The organism is Paenibacillus agaridevorans, from assembly GCF_003112455.1.
Classification (GTDB): domain Bacteria; phylum Bacillota; class Bacilli; order Paenibacillales; family Paenibacillaceae; genus Pristimantibacillus; species Pristimantibacillus agaridevorans.
Map to the genome: position 1 here is coordinate 51,938 of NZ_BDQX01000362.1, position 13,672 is coordinate 65,609.

The window sequence follows — 13,672 nt, forward strand, 5'->3', positions numbered from 1 at the left end:
CGGCAGCGTCAAGCTTTGCCGCCCCATCTTGCAGTTGCGTCGTACCGCCGGCCAGCTTGGACAGATTATCGGCGAGCAGTTCCGAACCCGATCTTGCATCGCTAGTGCCGTCGGCAAGTTTGCCTGCGCCTTCGCTTGCCGCCGCGATCCCGTCCGCCGCTTCCTCAAGCTGCTCGAACACGGTCCGCGTATACGCCTCCGTCACTTCCTTGTTAAGCGTGCTTTTCATGGTCTCGACGGCCGAATTACCGATCTGGCCGGCCAAAAAATTCGTACTGTCGTTGCGCAAATAGATCAGCTTCGCGGGATCGGGATGCTCGGAGGTCAGCGTTGTCGTCCGCTCCGAGAAATCTTCCGGAATTTCGATTGCCATGTAATATACTTTGTCCTTCATCCCTTGAAGCGCTTCTTCCTTGCTCACGAACGCCCAGTCAAACTTGCCGTTCTCCTTTAGTTCTTCCGTGAAATCCTGCCCGATATGCATCTCTTCTCCTTCGAAAACGATACCTTTGTCGGAATTAACGACTGCAACCGGCAACTCCTCCAGTTTGCCGTACGGGTCCCAGAATGCACCGAGAAACATCGCCGTATACATAAGGGGAATTGTCAACACACCCGCTACGGGTATTAATATCTTGGGATTTCGCGCGATGGCGCCTATTTCCGCTCCGAATTGTTTGAAGCCTGCCCATTTAAATTTCATCTTCTTTTTCACTCCTCATTTGTAATACGAAATGACCATTTTCGATATTCAGTCACTTTTACTCACAAAAAAAGGCAACTCACCTTAACGCCAGCGAGGACTGCCCCTATATGAACAAGCTGTATATGCAAAGCGTCTCAGTTGCGGGTTAACCCTTCCTCCAAATAGAATCGAAGCTGCTTTGCCACCTCATCCTTGCCAAGCGGCTCGTGCGTCTTCTTCCAGTCCACTGCGAGCGCCATGTAGAGCTTGAGCATGACAAATGCGGTCATCTCCGGCTCGCAAGGCCGGATATCTTCCTTCTCTACCGCCGTGCGCACTCGCTCGGCTATATATCCGACAACAGCCCGCTCGATCACGTTAAGCGCATCAACAGCCATCGGCGTACCGATCTCCCGCACCTCTTGCGATAGCTTGAGAGCAAGCTCGTGCTCCTCCCGGAAGTCCAGCAGACGCTCCAAGGCGTTGTACAGATTGTCGAAGAACGGGAGCTGTTCGTCAATCGCCTCTTCCGCGACCGTCTTCATCTCCTCGATCATCCGGTTCATGATATGGCCGAATAATTCCTCCTTGTTCGAGAAGAACGTATAGATCGTTCCTTTGCCTACGTTCGCGATCTTCGCCACGCCATCCATCGTGGTCGCCTTATAGCCAAACAAGGAGAAGGATTTGGCCGCCGCATCAACGATCCATTGCTTCCGATCCATCACCGTCCCCCACCTCCGTTCGCAATTTGACGAAGTGACCATAATTCACTTTCGGTCAATCGTTCAATGAATTCATATTAACACGGATGAATTGTTTTCGCAACAGCGGTATAATAATGGCAGGCCCCAGGCCGACATCACTCATTCTTCATGAGATATAAGGAGCGAATCCACGATGACATACCGGGAAATTACTTCGCAAGAACAATGGTCGGAGGCTCTCCAGCACTCGGACAACCGTCCGCTGGTCGTCTTCAAGCACAGCACGACATGCCCTGTTAGCGCCAATGCTCACGAGGAATTCAGCCAATATTTAAATGGAACGCCGCGCGAGGATATCGATTACGTGCTCGTAAAAGTGATTGAGTCCCGTCCCGTATCGAACAAGATCGCCGAAGATACGGGCGTGAAACATGAATCGCCGCAAATCATCTATATCGACAAAGGCGCCAAAGTATGGACGGCCTCCCATTGGTCCGTGACCAAAGCGCATATTAGCGCCGTCTTGGATTAAAAAGGCGAATCGGCTGTCGCCGCCTCTGGCGGCGCGGAGGATTTCATTCTGAGAAGTATAGATCCGGTATGGAGAGGTTTATACTTATCCGTATGTAAACAAGAAGCTTCCATACCACAGCTCTGTGGATGGAAGCTTCTTTAATATATACTTTTTTAAGATGCAGCTTTCTTCAAATGAGTTACCCATTGCCCATGCAGTTCCGACTCTGAGCATCCTAAAGCCTCGTTGAATTGCTCCGCATCGCGAACCAGACGATTTAATGCATCCATCCCATAACGTTCCACAATGAATTGCACGATCAAATATGTGAACTGAAAGCCCTTCATCTCCTCGAAGCGGAACGAATCCTCATTAAGTTCGCGAAACGTGGGCACAATCCCCCGGACAATGGTATCCTTGACGCTATCGATAATAAAATCTGGCGACATCTGCTTGGATTCGTAACCACCGACGCCTTGGCAGATCCACTTGGGAGCCGACGCGTTGATATCCTTTACAAGCCACATGGCGTATAAGTGGACCGTCGATTGAAGAATCGAATGGTACGAATGCGCCGGTCCAGGGTTGAGCGGCGAAACGATCTTAAGAGTGTTGCCTTCAAAGGTTCCCATGAACCAATCCGGCGCGCCCGGCTCACCCGTGGCCTGATGGAAGGCCGGAAGATCGGGATAAATTTCGATCACGACCTTCTCCGACGGCCGATGCTTAAACTTCTTTACAAGTTCTTCCACGCTGCCCTTCAGCTTGCCGAACAAATCCCGATATACGTGCTCCATCTCCTCGGAGTTTGCCGCATTGCCGTTCGCGTCTACAATGTCCACCATATCTTGAATCGTCCTCACGGCGATGTCCCCCCATTCTTTTAATTCTTTCCTGAGCTTCTGCAGCCCGCGATACAGCCTGTTCTTAACCGCGCTTTCGCGCATGCCCGTTATGACGGCGATCTCCGCCAACGTGCATCCGACAAAGAAACGTAAAGAGATCATATGCCGATCCCGCTCATCCAGCTTCTCCAGCGCAGAGCCGATATCGATACGGATATCGACATGCCTGGCGTAATCGAGTCCGATCAAATGACCGGCGCAGGTTTCCATGTCTACAGACTGCTCCTTGTTGCGGGACGAGCTGCGATATTCGTTTTTAATTACGTTCTGGGCGATCTTGAAAATCCACGTAAACAAACTCGAGTTCCCTTTGAACGTATGCCGCCTCTCCATCGCTCTCAGGAAGATGTATTGCAGCAAGTCGTCTACCTTCATGGGATGCACCTTCATCGCCAAGTAATTGCGAATTGCCGGCCGATATTGCCGATAGGCTTCTTCGAATGATTGGTTTGTGGCCTGTTCACCCGGATAAACAGGGCCGTTGTCTTGAGCTCTCGACATCGGAAGCTTCACCTCCTGACCTTACAACTCATTAGACACCGCCGCACGGCAAAAAGCCACAAGTCCAAAAAACTTTTTATGCGTCCCTTCCATTGAGAATGCCTTTTCGCCTACATAACGAGAACCAGGTAAGCATGATGAACTACCTTCGATCAGGGCCAATCGATGCGCCCCCTGCCCTATTACCCCCATTTGCCACATGCCAAAAGACTTTGCCGCCTGCGCTCGAATGATCCCAAAGGTTGCATCAAACTGCCCATTCTAAATAACGAATGGATATGGTTAGCTAAATAATGTCGGATAATATCGAAACAGGGGGATTTTGCTCTATGAAACGAGTTCTATATTTATGGGTCGGCCTTATATTTCTGGTCGCCGCGGCCCTCCCGCAACCCGCTTATGTAAGCGCGGCGAGCACCGCCGCAGCCTTCAACGATATCGGGAACCACTGGGCCAAAGATACGATTCAAGCCATGGTTTCGAGAGGCGTGCTGGACGGTTACCCTGACGGTTCTTTCCGGCCGGAGGAGCCCGTGCAGGTCGACCAATTCGTAAAAATGCTTATTCTGTCCTACTCGGAGCTCCATCAGAACGGGTCGCGCAGCTGGAAGACCAACTTCCTGAACACGCTGAGTCCGGAGAATCAGGCGATCATAAAGCAGGACTATCGGTACTTCAGCTTCAAGCCGAACACGGTCGGCTACTGGGCCAAGGATTTTATCGATATCGCAAGCGACCTGCATTTTCTGAACAAAAGCCGTTATACCGACTTCCAGGGTGATATGACCCGGGAGAACGTGGCCGAAGTTCTGTATTACACGCTTCAAGAAACGGAGTTTCTGGAGGACGGCTTGTTCGGGCAAAAGATGGCTCAATCCTACGGCGATATCACTAGCGCAACGGAGAGAGAGCAGCGCTTTATCGCGGAAGCATTGGTTAAGGGCATTATGGAGGGGTATCCCAATGGATTTTTTGGCGTCGGGAACAAGGTGACGCGCGCGCAAGCGCTGGTTATTCTGAATCGCTTGACGGATAAGGAGAGCCGCATTAAAATCGCCGTCTCGCCGGACAAGCTGGAGCGTCTCGTACCTACTCAGGCTGGCGGCGACAAAATCGTCATCTTCCCGGATAAACGGATGTGGGATATGTACGATTCGCTTGCCGCGATCGGTCAGTTGCGCGGAGCGAATTACGATCTGTTCGACACGACGCTGAGACTTTACAAGGATCAATCGGAGAAGGAACAAGTGCAGAATCGTCCCTCCGGATCGGCCGCCGTTCAGGAGGAAGCCGCGATTTGGCTTGACCCCGCCTACAATACATTCGGCATTACGATTCGGCTTAGAGACGGCTCCCTGGCCCGTAATCAGGAGGTTGTGGAGCAGTTCGCGAACGGATTGTTCGGCTATAACGCATTTGCCTTCAAGGAGTTGTTCGCCTCCGTCTGCGACAAACTAAGCCGTGGCGAGGCCGTGACCAGCACGTACAGCCAAATCGGCGGAGACGCCGTCAACGTATTGGTCGATAACTCTGCAAAGACGGTTATTTTTACGGTCGCGGCCAAAAAGTGATTAAAACTCCTATCGAAGTGCATCGATTATGTACGACCTGCAGCTTTGCAAAGCAAAGCCACTTCGTAAGCATGAGGTAGTTTTATCGCCAAATAGGCATGCACGTCAAGCTATGTACGCTGAAACGCCTCCTCCCCCGCATACTGCGGAAGGGAAGAGGCGTTTTGTGTTTTCGGATGACTAGGGCGTGTCTGAATACTCCACCTGAGCGGGTTTTCACACACGCCCTAGAGCACCGTCCTGGCTTTGTTGCAATTTAGCCTATAGGTCACGCCGTATTGCCTGCCATAATGAATAATGCGCCGAATCATAGTCTGGTCCTGCAGAATGGCGAAAGGACAATGATCCGGCGTCGTGTTCACCTCCAGAATCCACGGCCGAAGCTGACTGTCGATCGCGATGTCCAGCCCGATCTCGACCAGCCCCGGATAACGCCTCCGCAGCTGCCTGATCGTTTGAATGCCGATACGCTCCAAATGGGCGATCATCGCATCCTTCTGCCCCGAACCGACATGGGGCTGGAGCACCTGGTCAGCGGGCAGGATAGTTCCGCCTTGGCTCCCGTTTGTAACGATTTTGCCGGGATAGGAGACTCGCGCCACCGTTCCCGTCGCTTCAAAGCCTCCGCTTGGAGACTTCTGCACGACGACGCGCAGATCGAAGGCTCTGCCCTCGTATTTTAATAGATGGATGCCTCGCTGCACGAGATACGACTTGCCGGCAATATCCCTCTTTATGCCGAGATAGCAAGCATCGAAGCTGCCGAAGCTGCGCCGATTGCTGCCCAATTGGTAGGCATACCCGCCTCCCGCCTCCCGTTCGACTCTCATAACGCCTCTCCCAAGCGAGCCGCGAATCGGCTTTACATAGACCATGCCGTAAGCTTCCAGCATAGATCGCAGCGTGTATTGGCTGAACCGCCGGGTTTGCGGAATATAGAGGCGCAGGCCCTTGTCCCCTAGCAGCACATTCGTTTTTGCCCATTTGTCGGAGATGCGGTGTCTTCTCTTTTTGCCCGATTTCACACTAGTAAGGCCTCCTTTATCGTACTTAAGAGTTCAAAAGTGCGCTTTTCAGTATCGACTTCATGCGGTTGTCTCTGGGAATCTTTCTTTTATTAGTATACGCAGCAGTTGCGGACGTGCCTTAGGCCGCTGTCGTCATACCCGAACATTCCGCCGCGGGACACATATGCTTTAAGAGGATGAAAACCGTACTTTTTGAACTCGCACTTTATGAAGAGTCACAAGTCCATAACGAGGAGTGTGGGCGGCATGTCCTTGCATCCAAGCGCGCTGACGGCGCATGTCCATCTTATTGCACGATTGCACCCATGGTATGGGAAGCTTCTGGAGGAAAAGCGCGTGTCGGAACGCGATCACCTTGACTACGCCGATAACAGGGAGAAGACGCTTCTTTCGCTGAACGAGCTGCCCCTTCTGAACGCCGATCTATTGGCAAGGCATTATTATGCAGAACCGCCTCGATCCGAAGCCGGCTTATCTGTCTACCGCACCTCCGGCACCTCGAGCGGCGTACGCAAGTCGATCTATTATTCACCCGAAGATGATCTTCATTATATAGCCGCGAAACAAACGAGCTTCGAAGCATGGTTGAACGCCGGACCGATCCGGCGGGCTCTGGCCGATCTGGGCACAGGTCATGCGGCAAGTACGGCGCTGAGCATCTTCTCGAGTATGGGTATGGAGGGTGAGGCCATCTCCTTCTCTGCCCCCATAGAAGAACATGTAGCGAAGCTAAGAACCTATCGACCGGAGCTGCTGTATACGATGCCCTCCCTTCTGGAGAGCATAGCCGATGCCTGGCCGGAAGATGAACCATTCCCCGTGCGGAAGATCATCCTTGTCGGCGAGATCGCCTCCCGGGAATGGCAGGCCAATATGGCTGCCCGATTATGCCTGACCCCTCCGGATCTGCTCGATACGTACGGCTCCATCGAGGTCGGAGCCATTGCCGCCTATTCGCATGAGCGAAACAGGTATGTTCTCTCGGAAGGCATGTGGGGCGAGGGGCTGACTGTACAGGAACTGGGAGAGAGCTTCGAGCCGTTGGCGGACAACGAGCGGGTGCTGGTCCTCACATCGCCGAGCAGGCTGATGTTCCCGGTCGTTCGCTTCGTTACTTACGACGTCGTACGCGACTTCGAGGTCACCCTGATCGACGGCGTTCCGCGGGGCACCTTCACCGGCATATCGAAGCGCATCGGCTCCGAGCTGAAGCACGGGGAGAAGATCAGCCTGTACGACATCGAGGCGGCCGTCCACCTTGTATTAACGGACGCGGCCGTGCGCGTAGCCGTAAACGGCAATCGTCTCATGCTCCATATTCGAAGCGACCAATTGGCGAAACACCCGGAGAAGCTCCGGCATGTGCGGGACGAGGTCGAGCAACGCATACCGGATATCGGCATGATGATTCGCGGCGGCTTGCTGAAAGGCATCGACGTCATACCGGTCGACGCTTTCCGCCAGCTTCCGGGTCACGGTTCGGTGAAAGGAAAAAAGATCTACCCCTCATGAACCCGGAATTCGACTGTTTAGAAGAAAGCGGCGGTGAGATAGGCATGGAGGATGGTTGGTTGAACGGAATTGGCGGCACGCCTCTAGTCCGCTTATCCCGATTGTTTCCCGAGCTGCGGGGCATACGGGTATTCGCCAAGCTGGAGCTGATGAATCCGACGGGCAGCGCCAAGGATCGCCCTGCTCTTCGCATTCTGAAAAATGCTCTGCGGAAAGGGCTCATCGGTCCGGATACGGTTATTGTGGAATCCAGCTCTGGCAATATGGCGATCAGCATGGCGGCCATATGCAGGCGGCTCGGACTTCGTTTCGTCTGCGTCATTGACCCCCGCACCTCAAAAACGAACAGGACTATTATGCAAGCTTACGGAGCGGAGGTGTCCTACGTGGAAGAGCCCGATCCCGCCACGGGGGAGTATCTCCCCGCCCGCCTTGCCCGCGTGCAGGAGGTGCTGGCCGCCCATCCCGACAGCTTCTGGCCTAATCAGTATGGGAACCCCAATAACTATTTGGCCCACAGCGAAGGCACGATGCCTGAGATCATTCGCGAGCTCGGCAAGATCGATTATGTGATCGGCGGCGTCAGCACTTGCGGCACGATGCTGGGCTGCGCCGACTACATTCGCCGAAATGGGCTGGCCGCGAAGATCGTCGCCGTCGATGCCGCGGGCAGCGTCATTCTTGGCGGGGAGAAGGGACCGCGCCTCTTCCCCGGACTTGGCGCTGGCATCGTTCCCCCGTTTGCGGCGAACTCCTTTACGGACCTGGCCGTATACGTAACCGATAAGGAAATGGCTCTGGCATGCCGGCAGCTTGCCGCAACGGAGGCCATCCTTGCCGGCCCCTCCTCCGGAGCGGTCCTTGCTGCCCTGCGCTCGATATGGGATGAGCTGCCTGACGGCAGCACTTGTGCCGTTATTATGCACGATCGCGGAGAGCGTTATATGGATACGGTGTTTAACGACGAGTGGATGGCTGCCGCTTTTGGCGAGCCGGGTTGAGAGAAGAACGGAACGAACAGGGAGGAAGTTTTTGCGCCATGATTTATTACGGAGATGAGCAGCTCAGAGAGATCGGCGAGCCGTGGCGGGAGCTGGTCGACCGGATTCAAGAGACGGTACGCATTATGGACAGAGGCGGCGTCGTTCAGCCGCTCAAGCCATACCTGCGCTACGGCAACCCGGATAATCGCATCATCGCGATGCCGGCTTATGTTGGCGGGACGGTTGCCGCGGCGGGTCTGAAGTGGATCGCCAGCTTCCCCGGCAACATTTATGCCGGATTGCCTCGAGCGCATAGCGTCACCATACTAAACGAAGCTTCTACGGGAGAGCCGCGCGCAATCGTCAATTCCTCGCGAGTGAGCGCCGTCAGAACCGCGGCCGTCAGCGGACTGATGCTAAGAGAGTGGCTTCGTCATCGCTTGCTCGACAATCGCCGTGATGAAGCCGAAGAAGGGCTGCGCATCGGCATTATCGGACTGGGACCTATCGGGCGAATGCATCTGGCCATGACGTTAGCCTTATTTGGCGAGCATATCGATCAAGTTATGTTGTACGACGTTCGTGGCATTAGTCCTGAGGAAGTCATTCCGCACAGCTTTGGCAAACGCACAGGCGCCGGACCAACGCTGACATTCGGAGAACCGACCGAACAATCGAAGCCTCTCCGCATCAGGCAGCTCCGTAAGGACATACCGATTCGGTTCGCCGGAAACTGGCAGGAGTTATATCGCTCTTGCAACGTCATTCTGACATGCACGGTTAGCCCCGTGCGTTATATCGACATCCCCCCGGCGCCCGGCAGCCTGCTGCTCGACATCTCGCTCAGGGATTACGGATTGGACGCTATACGCGGCATTCGTTCCATCGTGGTCGACGATTGGGCGGAGGTATGTCGTGAAAACACCGATATCGAGCTGCTTCACCGGGAGACCGGACTGTCAGCAGAAGATGTCATGTCCCTTGGAGATATTGTATGCCGGGACGCGATCTCCTCTCTCCGTTCGGAGGAACCCGTGCTGTTTTGCCCCATGGGCATGGCCGCTTTTGACGTGTCGATCGCCGACTGGTATGTCCGCAAGGGAGAAGAATTAGGGATAGGCGTCAAGCTTTAAGCGCCTCACCTTCACCGGCCTCTCCCCTCCTCGAACTTGACACCTCCAGGCTGCAACACTATATTAAATTTAATGCAATTTAATTGAAAATTTTATCGAAGTTGCCGTCTTGGAGGAGAAACGATGCATCCCATTGAACATATGAAGCTCGATAATCAGATCTGCTTCGCGATCTATGCGAGCTCCCGAGAAATTACAAAGCTGTATCGCCCGCTGCTGCAAAACCTTGGACTCACCTATACGCAATACGTGACGATGCTCGCGCTATGGGAAAAGGACAATGCCACCGTCAGCGAGCTCGGAACCAAGCTGTACCTGGACTCCGGCACGCTCACTCCGTTGCTAAAGAAGCTGGAGGCCGCGGGCCTCGTCAAGCGTACGCGCGACAAGAAAGACGAACGAAGCGTCCTCGTTACGTTGACACCGGATGGCGAAGCGCTTAGGGAGAAGGCCATCGATATTCCCGAACAGCTGGCCTGCAAGCTGGACGCAACGCCGGAGGAAGGCGCCATGCTGCTGGGGCAGATGCAGGAACTGCTGGACCGCGTGAAACGTTATTCCGCTCAGCCAGGCGAGGAGTAGGAGCGCGGTGCGGCCCCCCCTGATTCGCTTTTACGATTCGGCGGACAAGCTCCACGCTATCATTCGCAATCCTGGATTCCGCTGTGTTAATATGGAAGCTGGATACATGCATAAGAGGTTGTTCAAAAAGTCCGCTTTTGATCACGAAGTATGGTCGCGTTGCCTACTCATCATCGAATATTGAATTCAGGCGAAACTTCCGGTGCTCACGTAGCTTCCACTACGCTCCGCTCCTCAGTTTCTACCTTCTTTCAATCTTCTCGGTGCTGAAAACCGGACTTTTTGAACACGCATTATAAGGAGGGTAATAAACGTCAATGAAAGCAATGAAACGGCATTATCGGCACCCGCTTCTGCTAGCGGTTCTTGCCGTATTCTTGATCGTGGCAGCCGGCTGCGGCGTCGATCAAGGCAAGCAGAACAACAGCCAAGGCTCCGGCGGCGGACAAGCTACGGCATCACCGTCCCCGTCGCCATCCCCTTCTCCTACGGAAGCCCCGGCTGAAGAAGAGGGGCCCGAGCTCCTCGGCCCGGAGAAACATCCCGAGGTCACGATTGAGCTCAGCAACGACAAGTTGATCAAGATCGAGCTTTATCCGGAGGTCGCTCCGAATTCGGTCAACAACTTTATCTCGCTCGTGCAGTCGGGATACTATGACGGCCTGATCTTCCATCGCGTCATTCCCGGCTTCATGATTCAGGGCGGCGATCCGGATGGCAACGGCATGGGCGGTCCCGGCTATTCCATCCCCGGCGAATTCAGCGAAAACGGCTTCGAGAACAAGCTGAAGCATACGCGCGGCGTTCTCTCTATGGCACGTACTAATGCGCCGGATTCCGCAGGCTCCCAATTCTTTATCATGGTCGAGGACGCTCCGTCGCTGGACAACCTGTATGCCTCGTTCGGCAAGGTTATAGAAGGCATCGAGGCGGCAGACGAGATCGTGGCGCAGGATCGGGACGGCAACGACAAACCCCTGGAACCTATCTCCATGAAGAAAGTAACCGTCGATCTTAAAGGCATGACCTTTGATCCGCCTGTTAAGACGGAATAAGCGCAAGATCCCATTAAGCTCGGGTACAAAGAGGGCATCGCTGCTCAGCCGCTGGCTGTTGCGATGCCCTCTTTGCTTATGGTCGGAAATCTCTTGTAATCCACCAGCCGCTACAAAGCAGCGGCTTCTTCTTCCCGATAGACAAGCTGCCTCACGAACTCGAAGTCCGGCGTAATAATAAGATTGTCCAGATAAGCCGACGTCATGCTGCCCGGCATTCTGGCGCGGTTAAGCTTCTCGATCATTTCACCTGCGGAACCGATTCCGATCCCGTGGCCGAAAAACAGGTTATCGTCGAGCTTGATGGCGTTCTCGCCCTGCCACTCCGGCGTAGAACGGTCGTAATCGGGATTTTTGAAATACATCGTATCTCCGTGGTATGTCTCGTTCAGATTGTAAGTGGCGTTTAGCCTGAGATCGTGGTCCGTCTCCCAACTGATCAGATACAGGTTGCGGAAGTGACGATTGAACGCGGCTTCGCCGATCGCATCCAGCACTGCCTTATACAGAATGATAATAATGGCGCCTGCGCACTCGAAGGCATATAGATGCCCATTTTCAAAAATATCGTTCACTGCGTCGGATGGCAGAACGTTGGGCCGCAGCAAGAAACCGCCCTGGGGCGTACGAATCCAATACTGCTCATTGCTGCGGGAATTGCTAAATGACGCGAAGCTTACCCCGCTTGCATACATCGCTTTGGCCGCTTCCACGATGTGAGACCTCATCTTAAGCTCGAAGATCAGAGAATCCAGACTTGGATAGCTGTACAACATCGGACTTGCCATCTTCCTCGTCAAAGTTTTCCTCTCCAGCATCGTCAGCAGCCGCGGCGGTATTGCACCCGGGTTGCTTCCGTCCGTAATTACGATCACGTTATACCCCCCAAACCAGAAATATGGATTAGGTTATAGTACGTGAGCCCGCCCGGATTGGTGAACTTTTTGGCTTATAGAACGGCAGATAGCTGCCCAACTTAAATAAATGATTAAACTGGATACGAAAGGACCAAAAAAGCCATCAACATCTCTCATGTCTGTGGTGTTCGCTCGCTCTTCTCTCGAACAAGAGGAAAAACGCCCTCTAATGTCCCGGTCTCCTCCCTCGCTTGCACTTTAGAGGGAAATCCTCCCTCTAATCCCGAACGAATCGTTGTCTTCGGGCATAATCGCCCCGATTAGAGGGAGCTTTTCCCTTTATGCCAAACCAATCGCCTGATTTGTTCAGATTAAGAGGAGCTTTTCCCTCTGTTTTCCGATGCGGTGTACGATTTTCCGTGCGATATACGATTTTTCCGATGCGGTAGACGATTGTCCTCCCTCGCGGCGTCCTTTTTATGGACACCATCGTTTCATCGGAACTTGTGGAGCAAGTATGGGCTAATAGGAGCAAACAAGGAACGGTGCGTACAAGCTGTCGGCCATGCCGACAAACTCGTCCGATTTGGCTGCTTTTGACTACGGATCCATTGACTTACCCTACCGAAAACTTATTTTATTGGAACGGCAACGCCCTCGGAATGCAGCAATCCCGCCTCGATCAAGCCGTTGCGAATGCCGCGGTCATCCACATGCGACGTCACGAAATTCGCGTAAGGCAGCAATTCCGGATGGGAATTGCCCATCGCGACGCCGAAGCCGACATACTCCAGCATTTCCTTATCGTTAAGCCCGTCTCCGAATGCGACGGCATCGGCCGCCGTCAGTCCCAGCTTCTCCAGAAGAGCCGCCACGCCTTGCGCCTTGGAGCCGCCTGCCGGCAGTACATCCATCGCGGCGCGATGCCAGCGGATCAACGTAAAGTCATCCTTCAACGCTTCATACAGATGTTCTTCGTGGCTCTCGCAGTGCAGGAACACCTGGAAGATGTCGTCCGTCTGCCAGAAGGCCGGGTTAAACGACGGCAAGTCCACCTTAAGCGATAGAACCGCTTCCTCGATAAACGGATGGTTCTCGCGATCGCTGCAGAAAGCCGTCTCTCCCTCGAATACCAGTCCGTGATCATGCGCGGCGGCAAGCTCCACCAGGCGGCCCAGCTCCCGCTTGCCGATCTCCCGGCGATATAGCGACTGCCCCTTGTAGACGACGTAACCTCCGTTTAGGGTGACAAAGGATTCGATGCCCAGCTTCTCCGCCAGCGGTTTGATGAAGTAAGGCGCGCGGCCCGTCGCGATAACCGGCTCCACGCCCTGTTCCTTAAGCTCGCGGATCGCCAGCACCGTATCCTCCGGTATTTCCTTTTGCTCGTTCACCAGCGTGCCGTCGATGTCAAAAAAAACGATTTTGTAGCTCATGGTCCCATTCTCCTATCCGTTATCTCTATCGTTTTTATAGCTAACTCTAGTATAAGGAATGGGAGAAGGTTCGGCTACCCTTACCTACCAGCCAAAGTTTAACGTCTTGCCCGTCTCGGCATAACTCTTAAGGTTGCTAACCACGACGGCCCAATTGTCCTCGGAGCGCTCGAAGCTGGGATGGTTTTCGGTGAATTGATCAT

13 protein-coding genes are annotated in these 13,672 nt (G+C 53.9%); 7 read left to right on the forward strand and 6 right to left on the reverse strand.

What is annotated here, in order from left to right; all coding sequences use genetic code 11:
• The coding region (locus PAT3040_RS28545) for a YhgE/Pip domain-containing protein (RefSeq protein ID WP_146200584.1) at nucleotides 1-703 on the reverse strand (703 nt) is incomplete at its 3' end.
• Nucleotides 704-840: 137 nt separating this feature from the next.
• The gene (locus PAT3040_RS28550; RefSeq protein ID WP_108995353.1) at nucleotides 841-1,410 is read right to left on the reverse strand and encodes a TetR/AcrR family transcriptional regulator; all 570 of its coding nucleotides are present in this window, start codon (nucleotides 1,408-1,410) and stop codon (nucleotides 841-843) included.
• Between the two features lie 175 nt (nucleotides 1,411-1,585).
• On the opposite strand from PAT3040_RS28550, the gene ytxJ reads away from it, so the two are divergent.
• Entirely contained in the window at nucleotides 1,586-1,924 is a 339-nt protein-coding gene (ytxJ, locus tag PAT3040_RS28555; RefSeq protein ID WP_108995354.1) for a bacillithiol system redox-active protein YtxJ, read from the forward strand.
• 155 nt (nucleotides 1,925-2,079) lie between these two features.
• Here the strand turns inward: ytxJ and PAT3040_RS28560 are convergent, their stop codons facing one another.
• Nucleotides 2,080-3,312, reverse strand: a complete 1,233-nt coding sequence (locus PAT3040_RS28560; protein WP_108995355.1) for an RNA polymerase sigma factor — start codon at nucleotides 3,310-3,312, stop codon at nucleotides 2,080-2,082.
• A gap of 329 nt (nucleotides 3,313-3,641) precedes the next feature.
• Here PAT3040_RS28560 and PAT3040_RS28565 point away from each other — a divergent pair, with 329 nt between their 5' ends.
• Nucleotides 3,642-4,883, forward strand: coding sequence for an S-layer homology domain-containing protein (locus tag PAT3040_RS28565; protein WP_181376895.1), 1,242 nt, complete (start codon nucleotides 3,642-3,644; stop codon nucleotides 4,881-4,883).
• A gap of 227 nt (nucleotides 4,884-5,110) precedes the next feature.
• Here PAT3040_RS28565 and PAT3040_RS28570 read toward each other — a convergent pair whose 3' ends face one another.
• Complete coding sequence (locus tag PAT3040_RS28570; RefSeq protein ID WP_108995357.1) at nucleotides 5,111-5,908, reverse strand: YheC/YheD family protein; 798 nt, start codon at nucleotides 5,906-5,908, stop codon at nucleotides 5,111-5,113.
• Nucleotides 5,909-6,157: 249 nt separating this feature from the next.
• Between PAT3040_RS28570 and PAT3040_RS28575 the strand changes: the two genes are divergently transcribed.
• The 5 genes from PAT3040_RS28575 to PAT3040_RS28595 all read left to right on the forward strand — a co-directional run bounded on the left by PAT3040_RS28575 (nucleotide 6,158) and on the right by PAT3040_RS28595 (nucleotide 11,176).
• Nucleotides 6,158-7,423 carry a phenylacetate--CoA ligase family protein gene (locus PAT3040_RS28575; protein WP_108995358.1) on the forward strand — a complete coding sequence of 422 codons (1,266 nt, stop codon included), beginning with the start codon at nucleotides 6,158-6,160 and terminating at the stop codon, nucleotides 7,421-7,423.
• Nucleotides 7,424-7,482: 59 nt separating this feature from the next.
• Nucleotides 7,483-8,424, forward strand: coding sequence for a 2,3-diaminopropionate biosynthesis protein SbnA (gene sbnA / locus PAT3040_RS28580; RefSeq protein WP_307719182.1), 942 nt, complete (start codon nucleotides 7,483-7,485; stop codon nucleotides 8,422-8,424).
• A 38-nt stretch (nucleotides 8,425-8,462) separates the two neighbouring features.
• On the forward strand, nucleotides 8,463-9,539 hold the full coding sequence (locus tag PAT3040_RS28585) for a 2,3-diaminopropionate biosynthesis protein SbnB (RefSeq protein WP_108995359.1): 1,077 nt from the start codon (nucleotides 8,463-8,465) through the stop codon (nucleotides 9,537-9,539).
• A 123-nt stretch (nucleotides 9,540-9,662) separates the two neighbouring features.
• Nucleotides 9,663-10,121, forward strand: coding sequence for a MarR family winged helix-turn-helix transcriptional regulator (locus PAT3040_RS28590; protein ID WP_087571972.1), 459 nt, complete (start codon nucleotides 9,663-9,665; stop codon nucleotides 10,119-10,121).
• Nucleotides 10,122-10,438: 317 nt separating this feature from the next.
• Nucleotides 10,439-11,176: a peptidylprolyl isomerase gene (locus tag PAT3040_RS28595; protein WP_258235200.1), complete on the forward strand. Its 738-nt coding sequence runs from the start codon at nucleotides 10,439-10,441 to the stop codon at nucleotides 11,174-11,176.
• A 110-nt stretch (nucleotides 11,177-11,286) separates the two neighbouring features.
• On the opposite strand, the gene PAT3040_RS28600 is transcribed toward PAT3040_RS28595, so the two are convergent.
• Together PAT3040_RS28600 and PAT3040_RS28605 are read right to left on the reverse strand one after the other, a co-directional pair.
• A complete protein-coding gene (locus PAT3040_RS28600; protein ID WP_258235201.1) occupies nucleotides 11,287-12,051 on the reverse strand; it encodes a protein-glutamine gamma-glutamyltransferase in 765 nt (254 codons plus the stop codon).
• 614 nt (nucleotides 12,052-12,665) lie between these two features.
• Nucleotides 12,666-13,469: a Cof-type HAD-IIB family hydrolase gene (locus tag PAT3040_RS28605; RefSeq protein WP_108995360.1), complete on the reverse strand. Its 804-nt coding sequence runs from the start codon at nucleotides 13,467-13,469 to the stop codon at nucleotides 12,666-12,668.
• Nucleotides 13,470-13,672: the final 203 nt, after the last annotated feature.

Bases quoted from the DNA above. Each gene is read 5' to 3' on its own strand.
- PAT3040_RS28575 (WP_108995358.1), top strand. From the start codon at position 6,158: ATGTCCTTGCATCCAAGCGCGCTGACGGCGCATGTCCATCTTATTGCA.
- PAT3040_RS28590 (WP_087571972.1), top strand. From the start codon at position 9,663: ATGCATCCCATTGAACATATGAAGCTCGATAATCAGATCTGCTTCGCG.
- PAT3040_RS28585 (WP_108995359.1), top strand. From the start codon at position 8,463: ATGATTTATTACGGAGATGAGCAGCTCAGAGAGATCGGCGAGCCGTGG.
- PAT3040_RS28560 (WP_108995355.1), bottom strand. From the start codon at position 3,312: ATGTCGAGAGCTCAAGACAACGGCCCTGTTTATCCGGGTGAACAGGCC.
- PAT3040_RS28595 (WP_258235200.1), top strand. From the start codon at position 10,439: ATGAAAGCAATGAAACGGCATTATCGGCACCCGCTTCTGCTAGCGGTT.
- ytxJ (WP_108995354.1), top strand. From the start codon at position 1,586: ATGACATACCGGGAAATTACTTCGCAAGAACAATGGTCGGAGGCTCTC.
- PAT3040_RS28550 (WP_108995353.1), bottom strand. From the start codon at position 1,410: ATGGATCGGAAGCAATGGATCGTTGATGCGGCGGCCAAATCCTTCTCC.
- PAT3040_RS28605 (WP_108995360.1), bottom strand. From the start codon at position 13,469: ATGAGCTACAAAATCGTTTTTTTTGACATCGACGGCACGCTGGTGAAC.
- PAT3040_RS28565 (WP_181376895.1), top strand. From the start codon at position 3,642: ATGAAACGAGTTCTATATTTATGGGTCGGCCTTATATTTCTGGTCGCC.